Annotated in this window: 10 protein-coding genes; 6 read left to right on the top strand and 4 right to left on the bottom strand. The window is 71.2% G+C overall.

Annotated elements, in window-relative coordinates:
• The first annotated feature begins 59 nt into the window (after positions 1 to 59).
• The 5 genes from ACTWJ9_RS03125 to ACTWJ9_RS03105 all read left to right on the top strand — a co-directional run bounded on the left by ACTWJ9_RS03125 (position 60) and on the right by ACTWJ9_RS03105 (position 11,110).
• Complete coding sequence (locus ACTWJ9_RS03125; protein ID WP_443295147.1) at positions 60 to 3,671, top strand: sigma-70 family RNA polymerase sigma factor; 3,612 nt, start codon at positions 60 to 62, stop codon at positions 3,669 to 3,671.
• A 51-nt stretch (positions 3,672 to 3,722) separates the two neighbouring features.
• Complete coding sequence (locus ACTWJ9_RS03120) at positions 3,723 to 6,863, top strand: helicase-related protein (protein ID WP_443295146.1); 3,141 nt, start codon at positions 3,723 to 3,725, stop codon at positions 6,861 to 6,863.
• Positions 6,860 to 8,719 (top strand): DrmB family protein, encoded by a 1,860-nt coding sequence (gene drmB, locus ACTWJ9_RS03115; protein ID WP_443295145.1) that lies wholly within the window; start codon positions 6,860 to 6,862, stop codon positions 8,717 to 8,719. Before ACTWJ9_RS03120 ends, drmB begins: the two co-directional genes overlap by 4 nt.
• A complete protein-coding gene (locus ACTWJ9_RS03110) occupies positions 8,716 to 9,801 on the top strand; it encodes a DNA helicase (RefSeq protein ID WP_443295144.1) in 1,086 nt (361 codons plus the stop codon). The genes drmB and ACTWJ9_RS03110 overlap by 4 nt, the downstream gene beginning before the upstream one ends.
• Before the next feature lie 250 nt (positions 9,802 to 10,051).
• Positions 10,052 to 11,110: an alpha/beta hydrolase gene (locus tag ACTWJ9_RS03105; protein ID WP_443295143.1), complete on the top strand. Its 1,059-nt coding sequence runs from the start codon at positions 10,052 to 10,054 to the stop codon at positions 11,108 to 11,110.
• 48 nt (positions 11,111 to 11,158) lie between these two features.
• Here ACTWJ9_RS03105 and ACTWJ9_RS03100 read toward each other — a convergent pair whose 3' ends face one another.
• Positions 11,159 to 11,758 (bottom strand): hypothetical protein, encoded by a 600-nt coding sequence (locus tag ACTWJ9_RS03100; protein WP_388704894.1) that lies wholly within the window; start codon positions 11,756 to 11,758, stop codon positions 11,159 to 11,161.
• A gap of 492 nt (positions 11,759 to 12,250) precedes the next feature.
• Between ACTWJ9_RS03100 and ACTWJ9_RS03095 the strand changes: the two genes are divergently transcribed.
• The gene (locus ACTWJ9_RS03095) at positions 12,251 to 12,667 is read left to right on the top strand and encodes a hypothetical protein (RefSeq protein WP_279332483.1); all 417 of its coding nucleotides are present in this window, start codon (positions 12,251 to 12,253) and stop codon (positions 12,665 to 12,667) included.
• Positions 12,668 to 12,725: 58 nt separating this feature from the next.
• Here ACTWJ9_RS03095 and ACTWJ9_RS03090 read toward each other — a convergent pair whose 3' ends face one another.
• The 3 genes from ACTWJ9_RS03090 to ACTWJ9_RS03080 all read right to left on the bottom strand — a co-directional run bounded on the left by ACTWJ9_RS03090 (position 12,726) and on the right by ACTWJ9_RS03080 (position 15,906).
• The gene (locus ACTWJ9_RS03090; RefSeq protein WP_387034529.1) at positions 12,726 to 13,388 is read right to left on the bottom strand and encodes a maleylpyruvate isomerase family mycothiol-dependent enzyme; all 663 of its coding nucleotides are present in this window, start codon (positions 13,386 to 13,388) and stop codon (positions 12,726 to 12,728) included.
• Between the two features lie 635 nt (positions 13,389 to 14,023).
• On the bottom strand, positions 14,024 to 14,779 hold the full coding sequence (locus ACTWJ9_RS03085; RefSeq protein WP_387034527.1) for a hypothetical protein: 756 nt from the start codon (positions 14,777 to 14,779) through the stop codon (positions 14,024 to 14,026).
• Between the two features lie 368 nt (positions 14,780 to 15,147).
• Entirely contained in the window at positions 15,148 to 15,906 is a 759-nt protein-coding gene (locus ACTWJ9_RS03080) for a hypothetical protein (RefSeq protein WP_279332479.1), read from the bottom strand.
• Positions 15,907 to 15,917 lie beyond the last annotated feature (11 nt).

The following is a 15,917-nucleotide window of genomic DNA, read 5'->3' as shown; positions in this document are numbered from 1 at the left end:
GTTGACATCGTCAACGTGGCAACTCTATGGTGACGCCGGGAACGGTGAAGGGTGGGCCAATGGCGCAGCGGTCTTTGGTCGGCGACGGATCGTCCGATCTGCGCACGGCGCTCGGCGGGTTGTTGGTGCGGCTGCGAGGCAGTGCTGTGGACGGGGTCGTGCCGGAGCACGTCTTCGTCGAAAGCGTGCGGGCGCTCGCCTTGGGGGACGCCGAGCAGGACCGGCTGCGTGACGAGCTGGGTCGGCTGGGCCTGCCCGTGCGGAAGTTGCATGTGCACGCAGAAGGTGACAAGCGGAACGGTGAAAAGGTTGTACAGAATCCGGGGGGAAATGTGTCCCCACGGATGCAGCCGGTGCACAACCTGATAAAGCGCTACCTCGACGCCGACGGCTACGTGACCTCTCGCGTCCTGGACGGTGTCGTGAGGCTCGCCGGACTCCAGGCCCACGAGGCCGCGCAGCTGCGCGCGGGGACACCGGTGCGGAATCCGGAGGCCGAACACGGCCCGGAGCGACCGGAACCGGAGGAGCGGGGCGGTGGGGGCACCGGCGAGGCGGCGGTGTCGGAGGGGGCGCAGGAAGACGGCTGGGAGGGCGTCCTCGCCGAAACGGAGGCGGACGAGCCGGATCGGGCGGACCCGGAGGGCGAGCCCCCCGCAGAGGAGACGGCGCCCGGAGACCTCGGCGAGGCGCTCGCCGCGGCGTACGCCGTGCTGGACGCCGACCGGTACGAGCGGCACCCCGCCGACCGGCTGCTGAGCGCACAGGCCGAGGTGGGCCTGGCCGCGCTGATCCGGGGCGGAGCGGACCACATCGCACGGGCACTGGACGAAGAGGAACTGAAGGCACTGCCGCCCGACGACCTCAGGATCCGTGCCCGGGACTGCCTCGTCCTGCACAACCAGCGCCTCGTGCACTCCCTGGTCCGGTTGCACCTGGAGCAGGGCCTCGACTACGACGACCTGCTCCAGCACGGCTTCCTCGGTCTGCTGCGAGCCGCCCGGAAGTTCGACCCGACCAAGGGCTTCAAGTTCTCCACGTACGCCACCTGGTGGATCCGTCAGGCCATCACCCGGGCCATCGCCGACGAAGGCGCTGTCATCCGCATCCCGGTGCACATGCACGAACAGATGCGGAAGGTGGCCGGGACGGAACGCGCCCTTGCGGCAGAAGGGCGCCCCGCGACCGCTGCCGACGTCGCGGTGATGTGCGACATGACCCTGCAGAAGGTGGAGGAGATCCGGCGCCTCACCCGTCGCACCGACTCCCTGGACCGCGTGATCGGGGACGGCGCGACCCTGGCGGACTTCGTGGGCCGGACGCACGTGCTGCCGTCGGTGGAGAAGCAGGTGGTGGACGCGCTGCACGTCGAGGCGGCGCTGGCGGTCGTGGACACCTTCCCGGAGCGGGAGCGCCGGATCCTGGTGCGTCGCCTCGGACTCGACGGGGACGAGCCGTCGACGCTGGACGAGCTCGGCCGCGAGTTCGGTGTCACGCGGGAGCGCATCCGACAGCTCGAGGTGAAGGCGCGGCCCGTGTTCCAGGAGCGGCTGCGTAGGGCGGGCCTCACCGGCGTCGGCCTGGACGCCGTGTGCGAGGAGGCCGAACGGGCGGCGGAGAGGGCGGCGGAGGCGGCACGTCTGGCCCGGATCGCCCGCGCCACCCACGCGGCGCGCACCGCCCGCGCCCGGCTCGCCCTCCGCAGGGCGAGGGCGGAGCGGGGCGCCCGGGCGGCCGGGACGGAGCCGCAGGTGACCGTGGCGTCGGCGCCGATGGAGGCCGGACACCAGGTGGGCGAGGGTGCGCCGATCGTCGAGGCACCGGTCATGGTGGGGATGCCGGAGTCCGAGGAACCGGTGTGTGCCGAGGAAGGCGCAAGGGCCGAGACGAGAGCAGAGGCCGAGGCGGTTCCGGGCGCGGAGGAGAGTGCGGACGCCGACCGGGCCGTTGGTGTCGAGGAGGTGCCCTCGACGCCCGAAGCGGTCCCGGACGCGGAGGCGGATGAGGCCGAGCCGGCTGCGGAAGCACCCGGTGCGGAGGCGACGGCCGAGACCGTGCGAGCCCCGGTGGTTGCCGAGTCGCCCCGAGACGATCCCTCGGTGGGGGCTGAAGCCCGGGAGACCGGTGCCGCCGTCAGTCTGCAGTTCACCGCCGACTGGGCCAGGGCCACGGCGTTGGTCCGGCCGCCGTTCGGCGGGGACGTCGCATGGCTCGCCGAGTACGCGCTGCTGGCCGTGGGACGCCTGCAACTGGGGACGCTGCTCGGCTCGTCCGCCGCCGAGGCCGTGGTCCGCGCCGCGCGGCAGCGGGGCATGCTCGACCGCCAGGTGGTCAAGGCACTCGAAGTGCTCGAAGGCGTCTTCGACATGGTCAAGGAGCTGGGGCTCAGGCCCGAGCACTTCTTCGAGCGGCCTGCCGAGGTCCTCCGCGGGGTGACCCCACGGACCTACCTGACCGATCGGCCCCTGGTGCGCGGTGAGTCGCGCCTCGCCGTCCGCGACGCCTTGCGGGAGTTCGCCGACGCGCAGGCGGAACGGAACGAGCAGGCGCCGGTGCCCGGCGAAGCGAGCGAACCCGAGGAGACCCGGACCGCCGCGGAGGAGTCCGCGGTGCAGCCCTCCACGGACGCGGTTCCGTCAGGTGGTCAGCAGGTCACCGATGAGCCGGCGGAAGCCGAGCCGGGAGAAGCCGAAACCATCCCTGTCGACGTGTCGACAACAGAGGGGCCGGACGCCGCTCTCCGGGCTGAGTACGAGGTGCGTGAGGCGCGTTTCAAGGAGGAGTACGAGCGACGGCTCGCTGAGCAGCGTGAGTCCGCCGAGCTGCGCCTCGAGGAAGAGCACCGGATCCGTGAGCAGAGGCTCGCCGAGGTACGGCAGGCTGCGGATCGGCGTCTCGCGCAGGAGCGCCAGGCCGCCGAGAGGAGTCTCGCCGATGAACGGCAGGCCGTCGAGCAGCGTCTCGCCGCAGCCCGTGCGGTGGCCGAGCAGGAGATCGACACCTGGGAGAACATCCTGCTCACGCGCATGGACACGGTGATGCTCCGTCACGGGCGGCGCGTCCGTGCCGAGGCCGAACAACGCATCGCGCAGCACCACGAGGCGTACCAGGCGCTGCTGCGCAGGACCGAGCACCAAGAGGAGGCCGCCCAGAGGGCGGAGGGCGCCGAGGAGCGGGTCCACGTCCTGGAGCGGAGACTGCGGGAGTACCGCGAGGGCGCCGAGGCCCGTATCGCGGACCTCGAGGCACGGCTGGCGGGGGCCCGGGCGACCACCACCGAACGCGAACGCGCCGCCGGGGCGTGGGCCGCCGAGCTGGAGACGAGGCTGCGCAAGACCGAGGCGACCATCGCCGAACGCGAACGTGCCGCGGCGTCGGCGCGCGAGGAGTACCTCCAGGGTGCCCAGGTGCGGGTCGCCGAAGTCGAGGCGCGGCTGCGCGAGGCCGAAGCGGCCGTCGAACAGCAGAAACTGCTCGTCGAGGCGGCCCGTCGGCGCGCCGAGGAGGCCGAGCAGCAGGCGGCCCGGCGCATCGCGCAGAGCGAGCACGACGCCTGGCTCCGGATCACCGAACTGCAGACACGACTCGGCGACGTCCAGGCACAGCTGGCCGCGGCACAGGAGGCCGTCCGGAGCCGCGGCTCCCTGCGGGACCGCTGGCTCCGCTCCTGACCCACAGACGCACACCACACCCCCTTCCTCAGAAGAGCACCAGGAACTCCCATGGACCCCAGACAGGAACTCGTCTCCTACCTGCGACGGCAACTCGTCGGCCCGGCCGGTGGCGACGACGAGACGCTCGACGCACCACCCGACCGGCAGTACCTCATGGGCACCCTCTACCCGCAGGAAGCCGACCTGCAGGGGCAGTTGGACCTCGCCAAGGAGGAGTTCGAGGGGACCGGCACCGAGCGGGGGGCCGAGGACACCGCACCGGCGGGCGACCCCGTGCCGGAGTCGAACTCCTGGCTGCCGTCGTCCCTCGGATTCAGCTTCTACACCGACGCCGAGACCCTCGAGGTCGAGTGCTCCGCCGCCCGTTACCGCACCCAGTCGCGCAGCGGCCAGCGTGGTCGGACATGGCAGCGGATCGCGATACCGGCCGAGACACACCTCCTCGGCCCGGACCGGGACCAGGTCTCCGTGCTGGACGCCCGAGCGGAACTCCGGGTCACACGAAGGGACTTCGGCAGCGGGAAACTCGTCACCGTCGCCCTCGTCAACGCGGCCCGGCACGACCCCGCCCTCGGCAGGAGCGCCCACTGGGACGGGATGCTGTTCCAAGTGGACCTGCGGGCCCGGCCGGTCGACGGGCGGGTGCTCCAGTACCCGAGCGTGAGCCTGGCCAGCAGGGACGAGGAGGAGCAGGAACTGCGCCTGCAGTACCGGCACGTGCGGACGCACGCCGTCGGGCACGGGTGCGCCGTCGAGGAGGTGTACGACGAGGAGACCGGCAGCCGCGTGACCGGGCTCCGGGCCGCCGTCATGCCCGAGGCCGAGGTCACCGGCGTACGGGCCGCCGGCCTGACCGACACCCCGGTGCTCAGGCTCACCCACCTCGCCGACCCCGCCGTCTCCGCCGATCAACTGAGGGAGGAACTGGCCGAGTTCGCCGCCGCCTACCGCGCCTGGTACGTGGGACAGCTCAACCAGCTCGACAGCGAGGTGCCCGAGTGGGGCAGGGAAGCCGCCCGGCGCGTCCTCGATCGCATCAGCGCCGCCGTCACCCGCATCGAGTCCGGTGTACGGACCCTCTGCGACCCTCGACGCCCCGAACTGCTGCACGCCTTCCGGGCCGCCAACCGGGCCATGGCACTGCAGATGCGCCACTCCGCCGCCGACCTCGCCGGCACCCGGCGTCCCCGCCGCGACGACGGCGTACCGCCGGACCCGCAGCCGTACGCGGACGCCACCTGGCGCCCCTTCCAGCTCGCGTTCTTCCTGCTGGCCGTGGACGGGACCGCCGACCCCCGCCACCCGGACCGTGCCGTGACGGACCTGATCTGGTTCCCGACCGGTGGTGGCAAGACCGAGGCGTACCTGCTGCTCGCCGCGTTCGTCATGGTGCTGCGCCGTGGTGAGCGGGACGGGGGCGGGACGGCCGTGCTCAGCCGGTACACCCTCAGCCTGCTCACCACGCAGCAGTTCCAGCGCGCCGCCACGACCGTGTGCGCACTGGAGTCCATGCGCCGCGCCGACCCGGCCACATACGGCGAGGAGCCCTTCTCCATCGGTCTGTGGGTCGGTGAGACCACCACCGCGAACAGCTACGAGAAGGCGCGCCGCGACTTCCACGACGCACGCCAGGCCGCCACCCCCGACGACGTGTTCATCCTGGACCGCTGCCCCTGGTGCGGCACGCGCATCCTGCCCGCCCACAAGTCGCCCGACATCGACGACTACGGAGTGCGCGCGGGCGCCGACTCCTTCGCCTTCTTCTGCCCGAGGGACGCGTGCCTCTTCCACGACGAACTGCCCGTCGCCGTCGTGGACGAGCACCTGTACGACAAGCCGCCCACCTTCGTCCTCGGCACCGTCGACAAGTTCGCCCGGCTCGCCTGGGAACAGCGGGCGGGACGGCTCTTCGGAGCCGGGACCGGCCATCTGCCGCCGTCCCTCGTCATCCAGGACGAGCTCCACCTGCTCACCGGCCCGCTCGGCACCACCGTGGGCCTGTACGAGGCCGCCGTCCTCGGACTGTGCACCGCGCCGGACGGAACCGGTCCCAAGGTCGTGGCGTCCACGGCGACCATCCGCCGCTCCGGCGAACAGGTCCGCGCCCTGTACGGGGGAGACGTCCAGCTCTTCCCGCCCGCCGGACTCGACGCCCGGCACTCCTACTTCGCCGAGCCGGACACCTCCCGCCCCGGCCGCCGCTACCTCGGCGTCATGGCACAGGGACACACCGCCGGCCGCGCCTCCGTGGCCACCGCGGCCGCCCTTCTCCAGGGGGCGTGGCAGCTCCCGGAGGAACACCGGGACGCCTACTGGACCCTGGTCGCCTACCACCACAGCCTGCGCGAACTCGGCCGCACCGTCACCGCCGCCGCCGACGACATCCCCGCCCAGCTCGCCGGACTCGACTCCGGGGCTGGGGTGCGTCCGTTGCCGGACGCCCAGGTGGAGGAGCTGACCAGCAACCTCCCCCGGGCCGAGCAGCCCGTGCTGCTGGACCGGTTGGAGAAGAGCTGGGACGACCCGAAGTCGGTGTCCTTCCTGCCCTGCACGAACATGCTCTCCGTGGGCGTCGACGTCAAACGGCTCGCCCTGATGCTGATGCAGGGCCAGCCCAAGACGACCGCCGAGTACATCCAGGCCACCAGCCGCGTGGGCCGGCACGCCGTTCCCGGACTCGTGGTGACCTTCTTCAACGCCACCCGCCCCAGGGACCGTTCGCACTACGAGACCTTCGACGTGTACCACCGGGCCCTCTACCGGCACGTCGAGCCGACCAGTGTCACCCCCTGGTCGGTTCCCTCCCGCCGCCGCGCCCTGCACGCCGTGCTCGTCGTCCTCGTACGGCACCGGCTCGGTTTGGCGGCCGAGAACCAGGCTGGGCGGATCCTCGACCGGCTGCCCGAAGTGGAAAAGCTGATCGAAGAGTTGGCGCAGCGGGCGGAGACCGCCGAGCCGACCGCCGGGGACGCGGTCCGCAAGGAACTCGCCGGACTGGTCGCGGACTGGGAGGACCTCGCCCGCCAGGCCCGCAAGGACGGCCGCGAGCTGTACTACCGCAGCCAGGGCAAGGGCCAGTCCAACCTCATCAAGAGCTTCGAACAGCTCCACGGCCTGTGGGAGACACCCAACTCCATGCGCAACGTCGACCGGGAATGCCAGGTGACAGTGAAGGGAGCCGACCTGTGAGCCGCACACTCCGGGTACGCCAGTCGCAGACCGTGGTGCCCTTCGGGGTCGGGGCCGTCTTCGACATCCAGGGCGAGTCGTTCGTGGCCGCCGGTATCGGCGACTGGCCGGCCCGCGCCAAGCAGCGGATCGACTCGCCCCGGCTCGCCGACCGGCTCGGCGTCACCGGTTTCCACGCCGCGCCCGCCACCGCCAACGACCGCTTCGACGTCGCCGACGCGCCCGGAGCACCGTACATCCGCTTCCCCTCCTGGCTGTTCTGCGGTGCCTGCCGGCGCATGAAGCGCTGGCGGATCGCCGACGAGAAGCACGGCCAGGCGCCGCGCTGCCCGTCCTGCACGCCCGCGCGGACCCTGGCGCCGATGCGGTTCGTGCAGATCTGCCAGGCCGGGCACCTCGGTGACGTCGACTGGTGGTTCTGGGCGCACTCGCGGCGCGACGGCGGCGAGCGGCGGCGCTGCGAGGAACGCGAGAGGCTGCGGTTCCTCGTCTCGGAACGGGCCTCCGGCCTCGAAGCGCTCTCCGTCGCCTGCACGGCCAAGGGGTGCGGCGCCACCCGGGACCTGCTCGACATCCTCGGCACCCACGGCATGCGCTGCTCGGGACGCAACCCGTGGCAGCGTGCGAGCGAGGCCGTCGCATGCCCGCGTCCGGTGCAGATCGTGCAGCGCACGGCGGGCAACCTCTACTACCCCGTCGTGCACTCGGCGTTGGACATCCCCGAGACCGACGTCCCCGTGCACACCGACGACGCGCTCGCGGCCCGGGTCCGGGAACATCATCTGTGGGTCCTGCTGTGCAGGGACCCCGCCTCGCCGCGCGCCGCCGCCTTCCGGGAGATGATCCAGGAGGACACCGGAGCCGACGACAGCCTGCTGGACACCCTCCTGGCGGAGGAGACGGGACAAGCGGCCCCCGTCGTGGCCGCCTCCCCGGGGCAGACGCCCGCCGGCCCCGCCCGCCCCGACCTGAGCCGGGAGGAATGGGCCGCGTTCACGGCGCCCGCCCCGCCCGCCACCCGTGACTTCGCCCTGCGCGAGACCACGCTCGGACTGGCGGGGGAGACGGACGAACCGTGGGCCGGGCTCGCCCGCCGCTTCGGCCGCATCGTGCTCGCCGACCGGCTCCGCGAGGTCCGGGCCCTGTCCGGTTTCACCCGGGTCTCTCCGGACGCCACCGTCGTGGCCGCCGACACGTCCCGCCGGCTGAAGTGGCTGCCCGCCGTCGAGGTCTTCGGCGAGGGCGTCTTCCTCACCCTGGACCGCGACGCGCTCCGGGAATGGGAGCAGGGCGCGGAGGTCCGCCGACGGGTCGCAGGCATGCGGGCCGACCTCGACCGCTCGTTCCAGAAGGACCGTCTGGAGAGTGTGACCGGACCTGAACTCGCCCCCCGCTTCGTCCTCCTGCACACCCTCGCCCACCTCCTCATCCGCCAGCTGTCCTTCGAGTCCGGGTACACGACCGCGAGCCTGCGCGAGCGGATCTACGCCCGCCCCGATCAGGACCAGTACGGCATCCTCGTCTACACCGCCGCCGGAGACGCCGAGGGCACCCTGGGCGGACTCGTCCGCCAGGGCGAACCCCCGCGGCTGGCCGAAACACTGCTGCGGATGACCGAGTCGGCAGCCTGGTGCTCGGCCGACCCCCTGTGCGCCGAACACAGCGGCCAGGGCTTCGGCAACCTCAACAGGGCCGCCTGCCACGCCTGCGCCCTGCTCCCGGAGACCAGCTGCGAGACCGGCAACTCCCTCCTGGACCGTGCTCTCGTCGTCGGAGGCGAACGCGTCCCCGGATACCTGCAGTCCATCGTCGCCGCGGCCCGCACCGCCGCGGCCACCGCCCTGGAGCAGCCGTGACCGTCACCTACCTCGACCTCGACCCCGACCAGCGGGCCGGCCTCGACGAGCTGCCCTTCGACGGCAACCATCTGATCAGCGGCCCGCCGGGCAGCGGCAAGAGCGTCCTGGCGGCCCAGCGGGCCGTCATGCTGGCCCTCACCGGCACACCGGTGGTCCTGCTGACCTACTCCAACCTGCTGCGGCAGTCGCTCGCCGGTACGGTGCACGCACTGGGGCCCGCGGACCGCTCGGTCCGTGTCATGACCGTCCACAGCTGGCTCGCCGAGTGGTACGGAACCACTCCACCGGTCGGCGGCGACGGCTGGTACGACTGGGACGCCCTCCTCAACCGGGCCGCCGAACCGGCGGGAGCCGTCGGCGCCGCCCTGGTCGTCGACGAAGGCCAGGACCTTCCCCCGCAGTTCTACCTGCTCGTCCGCATGCTCAGGGCGCGCACGACCGTCTACGCGGACGAGTGCCAGCGGCTCACCGACACCAACTCCACCCTCGACGAGATCGCCCGGAACCTGGGCAAGTGCACCCGCCACGATGTGGCCGGCAACCACCGCAACACCGAGCAGATCGCGTCCTTCGCCGCGCACTTCCACACCGGTACCGACACCCCGGACCTGCCGGACCGTCAAGGCCCGCCGCCACGCCTGCACCGCTTCCATGAGCGGGGCGTCGCGGACCTGCTCGTCCTGCTGGCCGGGACGCAGCCCAAGAAGAGCATCGGGGTGATCGCCGCTTCCAAACACACCCAGTTCTCCCTGCTCGGCAGCATCCAGAAACGGGCACCGCGGCTCAAGCCCCAGCTGTACACATCGCAGTCGAGGGGCGGACAGTACCGCAACCTCGACCTCGGCCGGCCCGGCGTCGTGATCGTGCACCGCCGCAGCGCCAAGGGACTGGGATTCGACACGGTCGTCATCCCCGACACCCACGAGGACGCCGCGACCGATCCGACCTCCGCCGCACTGCGGATGTCCTACTACGTCATGGCCACCCGGGCACGGCGGGAACTCCACCTCGGTTACGAGGGGCAGTCCGAGCCGCCGCTCCTCGCCCAGGTGAACCGCGGAGATCTGCAACGAGGGTAGAGAGGGCAGAGCGGTGCCGGGCAGCCCGCCCGGCACGTCGTACAGACGGACGCGACACGGGCGCCCCGCCCCGGACCAGGCCGGCCCCGTGTCCGGTGGTCCGACCACGTCATCGGCCACACGGCCGCAGCTCCCAGACCGTCCCGCGCGTGCTGGGCGTGGGTCTTGACGCGGAAGGGGAACCCGCCGATATTCATGCAGCGCGCACCGATGGGTTGTCAGCGACGAACCGATCCCGCAGGGAGCCGCCGTGATCGCGACCGTGACCGCCGTCCTGACCCTTCGAGCCCGCGTTCCCCTCGTCCTCGCCGTGCTGCTGCTCACCCTCGCCCCCACCGCACCGGCACTCGCCGCCGCCCCACCGACGGGGTCTCCCGTCACCGGCGTCCAGGCGGCGACGGACAGGGCGCGTCCCGGGGTGTCACGAGGCGCCGAGGTCGTCGCGGTCACCCGGGTCGCCGACCGGCAGGTCGACCTGTCGGTCCGCTCGCGGGCCCTGGGCGGCCGTACGGTCGAGGTCCGCCTGCTCACCCCCGACGGCTGGAATCCGGACGCGCGACGCCGGCAGCACTGGCCGACCCTCTGGCTGCTGCACGGTTGCTGCGGCGACTACACCTCGTGGACCTCGATGACCGACGTCGCGCGGACCGACAGCCTGCGCGACGTCCTCGTGGTGATGCCGGAGGCGGGCTGGAACGGCTGGTACAGCGACTGGTGGAACCACGGCCGAGGCGGCGACCCGGCCTGGGAGACGTTCCATACCGTGGAGCTGCGACACCTCCTGGAGCGTGACTGGGGTGCCGGCGCCGACCGTGTCGTGGCCGGTCTGTCGATGGGAGGCCAGGGCGCCCTGCAGTACGCCGCACGGAACCCCGGCATGTTCAAGGCGACCGCCGCGTACTCCGGCTCGGCCCACCCACTCCTGAACGACGAGTCGGTCGACCGCATCATGGGCTTCTTCGCCGGCCAGGGCGACGACCCGCTGCGGGTCTGGGGCGACCCGGTCGCGCAGCGCCGCATCTGGCAGGCCCACGACCCGTTCCACCTGGCCGAGCGGCTCCGGTCGATCCCCGTGTACCTGTCGTGCGGCGACGGCACCACCGGCCCGCTGGACCCGCCGGGCGGCACGAGTGCGCTCGAGGCCGACTTCAACCGGCAGAACCACGCTCTCGCCGCCGAGTTGAAGAGGGTGGGCGCGGAGCACGTGACCACCCACTTCTACGGGCCGGGAACCCATGGCTGGGCGTACTGGGAACGTGAACTGCACGCGTCGCTCCCGATGCTGCTCGGCGCCCTGCGGGTCCCGTGACGCTACGCACGTTCTCGGGGGCACCGCCGGGACGGCTGATGCGCCGGGTCAGTTGGCCAGTGGCGTGCGTTCGGCGTGGGCGACCTTCACGGACGCGATGTCGGACAGCTCGCGGTCGTCCTCGAGCGTGCTGTACTCGCTGAACTCGCCCTTGTCGGACTCGGTCCTGCCGGACTTCAGATGGGTCGCACCGACGTAGGTCTGGCCGACGAAGTCTCCGTCGTCGTCGAAGGCGTTGACGATGACGGAGTAGTTGGCGGGCCCGTCCCCCTTGTTGGTGATCTCGTAGGTGAACGTGTAGGTCTCGTCGGCGTCCGTGTCGCAGTCGTTGTACGAGTAGATGTCGGTGTCGTCGCAGTACTCGCTGTCGCTCTCGTCGACGACGAGTCTGCCGCCCGAGATCTCGACGTGTTCCAGCGGGTCACCGCCTCCCCCCTCGTCGTCCTTGCCCAGCACCCACCAGGCGGTGGCGCCGGCCAGCAGGAGGGCGAGGACGGCGAGGACGGCGACGACCGCCAGAGCGCGCCGTCCCGCCCGGTCCCGGCGATCGGCGGTCGTCACCGGCGCCGGGGGAGTGGTGGGCGGCGCGGCGGGATACGGGGGTGCGGGGGCCGGCTCCGGTCTGTCGGGCGTGCCGTTGTCGGTCATGCGGTGACAACTCCTTGTCGGGAGGCGCGCACTGGGGGACAGGTTCGAGTGAGCGGTCGATCGGGCCGTACGCGAGGGCCGGGCGCAGGTGCCGGTGCCCCTTCGCCGGACCTGTGCCGCGTGCAGACGAAGCCCGGCGAGGTCGGCGGCGGAGGAGCGGAGGAGCGGAAGTGCGGAGCGGCGCGGGCAGGCGTGGAGGTGGAGGACTTCTTGGAATCGAACATACCGATGGTGACCAACTCGAGGAATACATTGATGACTTGAGAGCGTGCAGCGGTCGACCGGGAACCGGGGAGCAGGGGGGCGCCGGCCCACGCGGGCCCGCTCGGAAGGGGCACGGCCACGGGTGCGGGGCCGTCATGCCGGACAGGGAAGCGAGAGCCCTCGGGAACAGGAAGCTGCGGATGTCGGAGCGACTTGGCACCATGTGGCCTGACGATCGCTGTACGAGCGGTGCGTGGCGTGCATGCAGGGCCCGGTGGCGGGCCGCTGTTGACCGAGAGGGAAGCCGTGGCGGACTGGATCTACATCCTCGATCCGAAGAGAGACACGCTGGACGGGGAGCCGTCCGACAGGGAGGCGATACGTCGGCTGGCGGAGGAGGAGCCCGGACTCGAACTCTGGCTCAGCCGTCGCAACCGCATGAAGCAGGGCGAACGCCTGTGGTTCTTCTTCACCCACCCGGAACCGGCGGTCGCCGCGGTGGCCGAGGTCGACCAGGAGCCCTGGAACGACCCGGACGCCCCCGACATCCCCTACCTGGTCGGGGCGACTCTGCTCCCCGGGGCGACGAAGGCGCTGTACCGCGATCCCGTGGGCCGGGACGAACTGGGACTCGGGCAGGTGAGGTCGGTGCAGAAGGTGAAGCCGGAGGCGCTGCCGGTGCTGCTGGCACGGGCGGGCCTCTGACCGGTACGGCGGCGGCCGGGCGCCCCGTGCCCCGGTGAGGCGACCGGCATGCCGTCCGTCACGTTCCGCAGCGACTGCGGAGGAGCGCGACACCGTCGCCTTCGAGGTCGTCGCAGTACGTCGCGCGCCCGGTCATGGCCATCACCAGGGCCAAGCCGGTGCCGGACACGAGCGGCCCGGAACCGGTCGCGAAGGGACCGTCGACGGCGACGAGTTTCAGGCCCTCGACGCGTCCCTTGGCGACGACCACGAGATCCGACCCCTGGTAGTACTCGGCCACCTGCGTGACCGTCTCGACCGGATAGTCACGGTGGATGCCCAGAGGGCGCCGGATGTCCTCCGCGTGCACGATCGTCTCGCCCAGCATGGCCACGGCCGGCAGGGGAGGCCTGGTCGTACTTGGGACGACGTGCCGGAACCGCTCAAGGGTCTCGGCCGGGGTCGCCCCCAGCTGCTCGGCCAGCCGCATGGCCACCTGCTTGTCGAAGTCGAACCGGCAGCGGATCACACCCGCCAGCCAGCGCACAGCGTTGAGGCGGGCCCCCGCGGTCAGATGTGCCAGCACCTCGCGCACCGTCAATCCGCTGCACAGCGACGGTGACGCCCACTGCTCGTCGGACAGGTCCGCGAGATCGGCCGCCAGCGCCGCTCGCTCAGTACGGATCAGGGGCCAGACCCCGGCCCTCCGGCTGCGGTCGGATACCAGTTCCGGATCAGTCATTCGGGAGAGTCTCCTGTCGCGGGTAGCGCTCTGCATCGCACCCTGACCGGAGCAGGTGGGCACCCGGCGGGGGCGTTCAAAGAGGAGACTCCTGCCCTCGAGCAAAATCATCGCCCGCGAGCGGACTTTCCGCGGGACAGCAGATGGTGAGGCAGCACATGCCCGGCTGCGGCGGGGGAGGAGGGGCGCCGTCCGTGCCGAGCACGGCCCTTGGATCCGTTGACATGTCGTGTTCTGAATCAGTCACTCTGTGCCGTCCTGCCCATACATCCGACGAAAGAGATTCACCATGCGTGAATTTTGTGGAGCATCTCCTCCTGAACTTCGGACGGGCACAGCAGTACGGTCTGGAAGGTGACCTTCCCCTGGCCCGGGAGCTCGGGTTTTCCCGCCCAGAAATTCGCGGCGTCGCTCAGGACACGGAAGAGGATGTCGCGTTCTCCAGGAATAGAGTGTCGTAGGGAAATGCCAGCTATTTCCCGGAAGTGTCCCGCAGGGCAGGAACTCGCACTCCATTTTCATCCGAATTCGGCCATTCGCCAGCGGCCTCATACGCTTCTTCGTCATCAGGGACGAAAAATTCCCTCTACACCTGCCCCGCCTTCACTTCCCGCTTGCGTGGACCGGGGGGAGATTCACCGTCCGTAATCCTCCATGAACGTGGCGATCATCTCAAGCAGCGCGTCGGCCCGGTGCCGGTCCTCGGGCTGGGCGCGCAGGACCTCGTCGGCGGCCCGCAGCCGGGCCAGGGCGGTCGGTTCGCCGTCCGCCAAGTCCTCGACCACGGGTGTGGTGACCAGATCCAGGCATTCAGTGAACAGGTGACGGGTGGAGGGGGAGGGCGGGTTGGGGTCAGGAGCGGCGAACCCGCTGGTCACATAGCGGACTGGATCGGTCAGGCTCCAGCCGACGGCGGAGCCGTCCTGGACGAGAAGTGCCACGTCGGGGGCGATGCCGATGCGGGCCTCCAGCGGGGCGTCGAGGACGTCGAGGTCGCGGAGACAGGACAGCACGGAATCGTCGGGGGCGCGGCACAACACCTTCCCCATCTCATGTCGGAAATCCCGGATCTCTTCGGCGCGGAGCCCACCCGGGCGTACCGCAGGTGTGAGGGAAAGCCGAGCGGCGTCCTCGGCGGAGACGGACTCTTCGGGCAGCCTGAACTCGACCCCGGCCAACTGCCGGCTGTCCGGGTCGAACCGGAGGACGTCAGGCGCGTCCCACAGCCAGTGCTGGCTACCGAAGCTATGCGCGACGAACCGCTCGCGCTCCTTCACGTCCACATACTGCGCGACATCCACGGAGTCGCCGGTGAAGCGGGGAGTGACGCGCAGCGGATCGTCCGTCACCGTTGCACACCAGTCGCCGTCGAACGACAGTTTCATGGTCATTCTTGCCTCATCTGATCTGCTGTGCCGGGGCCATGGAGCCGTCGTCGGTGGGAATCCTGCCCTGCACGATGTCCTCGTGGGTCACCGGCTTACCGGGGTCCGACGGACTGCCACCGAGCGCCGCCGCCCGGGGAGGAGCCGGGTTCAGAATTTGTGCTTCACCACCCGCTGGCCGTCGTTCTCCGGTAGCCGCGTTGACGGCGAGGCGAGCAGGTGTGGACGCGGCGACAGGTGGGCGGCCTCATCGCGAAGCCGTACCGGGTGCGGCTGACCCAGCCCGGGCGCATGCACCTGAAGCGGTGCGGGCTGTCCGCGGCCGCTTCGGCACGTCCTGGACGAGAAGCCCATGAGCTTCTGATCAATGGACGTCACGAGTTTGCGTAATCCTCCACCAGGTTGCCGACAAGCGAGAGCAGGGCGTCGACGCGGTGCCGGTCCTCGCGTTGGTCGCGCAGCCTGTGGTCCAGTTCCCGCAGGTCGGACACCGCGGCCGGGTCACGGCGCCTCACCGCGTCCAGCCACGGCGTGGTGGCTAGGTCCATGCAGGCCGTGAACAGGAGCCGGGTGGCTTGGGCCGGTGGAGCCGGGTCGAGAGCGGCGAACCCGGTGGTGACGTACCGGACCGGGTCGGTCAGGCTCCAGCCGACGACGGCGCCGCCCTGGACGAGGAGCGCCACGTCGGGAGCGATGCCGATGCGGGCGTCCAGCGGCTCGTCGAGGACGTCGAGGTCGCGCAGGCAGGTCAGTACGGCGTCTTCGGGGGCGCGGCAGAGCTCGGTGGTCATCGCCAGGCGGAAATCCCGGACCTCGTCGGCACGCAGACCGCCAGGACGGGCGGGGGGTGTGGCGGGAACGCGGGCGCAGTCCTCGAGGTCGGCCGCTTCGTGGGGCAATCGGAACGCGGCGCCGACCAGCTCCCGGCCGGCCGGATCGAACCGGAGCTCGTCCGGGTCGTCCCACAGCCACTCCTGGCTGCCGAACGTGTCCACGAGGAACCGCTGCCATTCCTTCACGTCGGTGTACTCCGCGATACGCACCCGCTGATCCAGGAAGTCGAAGCGCGGTGGGACGCGAAGGGCATTGCCCGTCACCGTTGCACTCCAGTCGCCGTCGAGGGTAAGTCTCATGGTGAATGCCG

This window comes from Streptomyces sp. GDS52, assembly GCF_052246875.1.
Taxonomy (GTDB): domain Bacteria; phylum Actinomycetota; class Actinomycetes; order Streptomycetales; family Streptomycetaceae; genus Streptomyces; species Streptomyces cathayae.
Note: the sequence above shows the minus strand (reverse complement) of the source record. Positions and strands in the feature narration are given on the sequence as shown.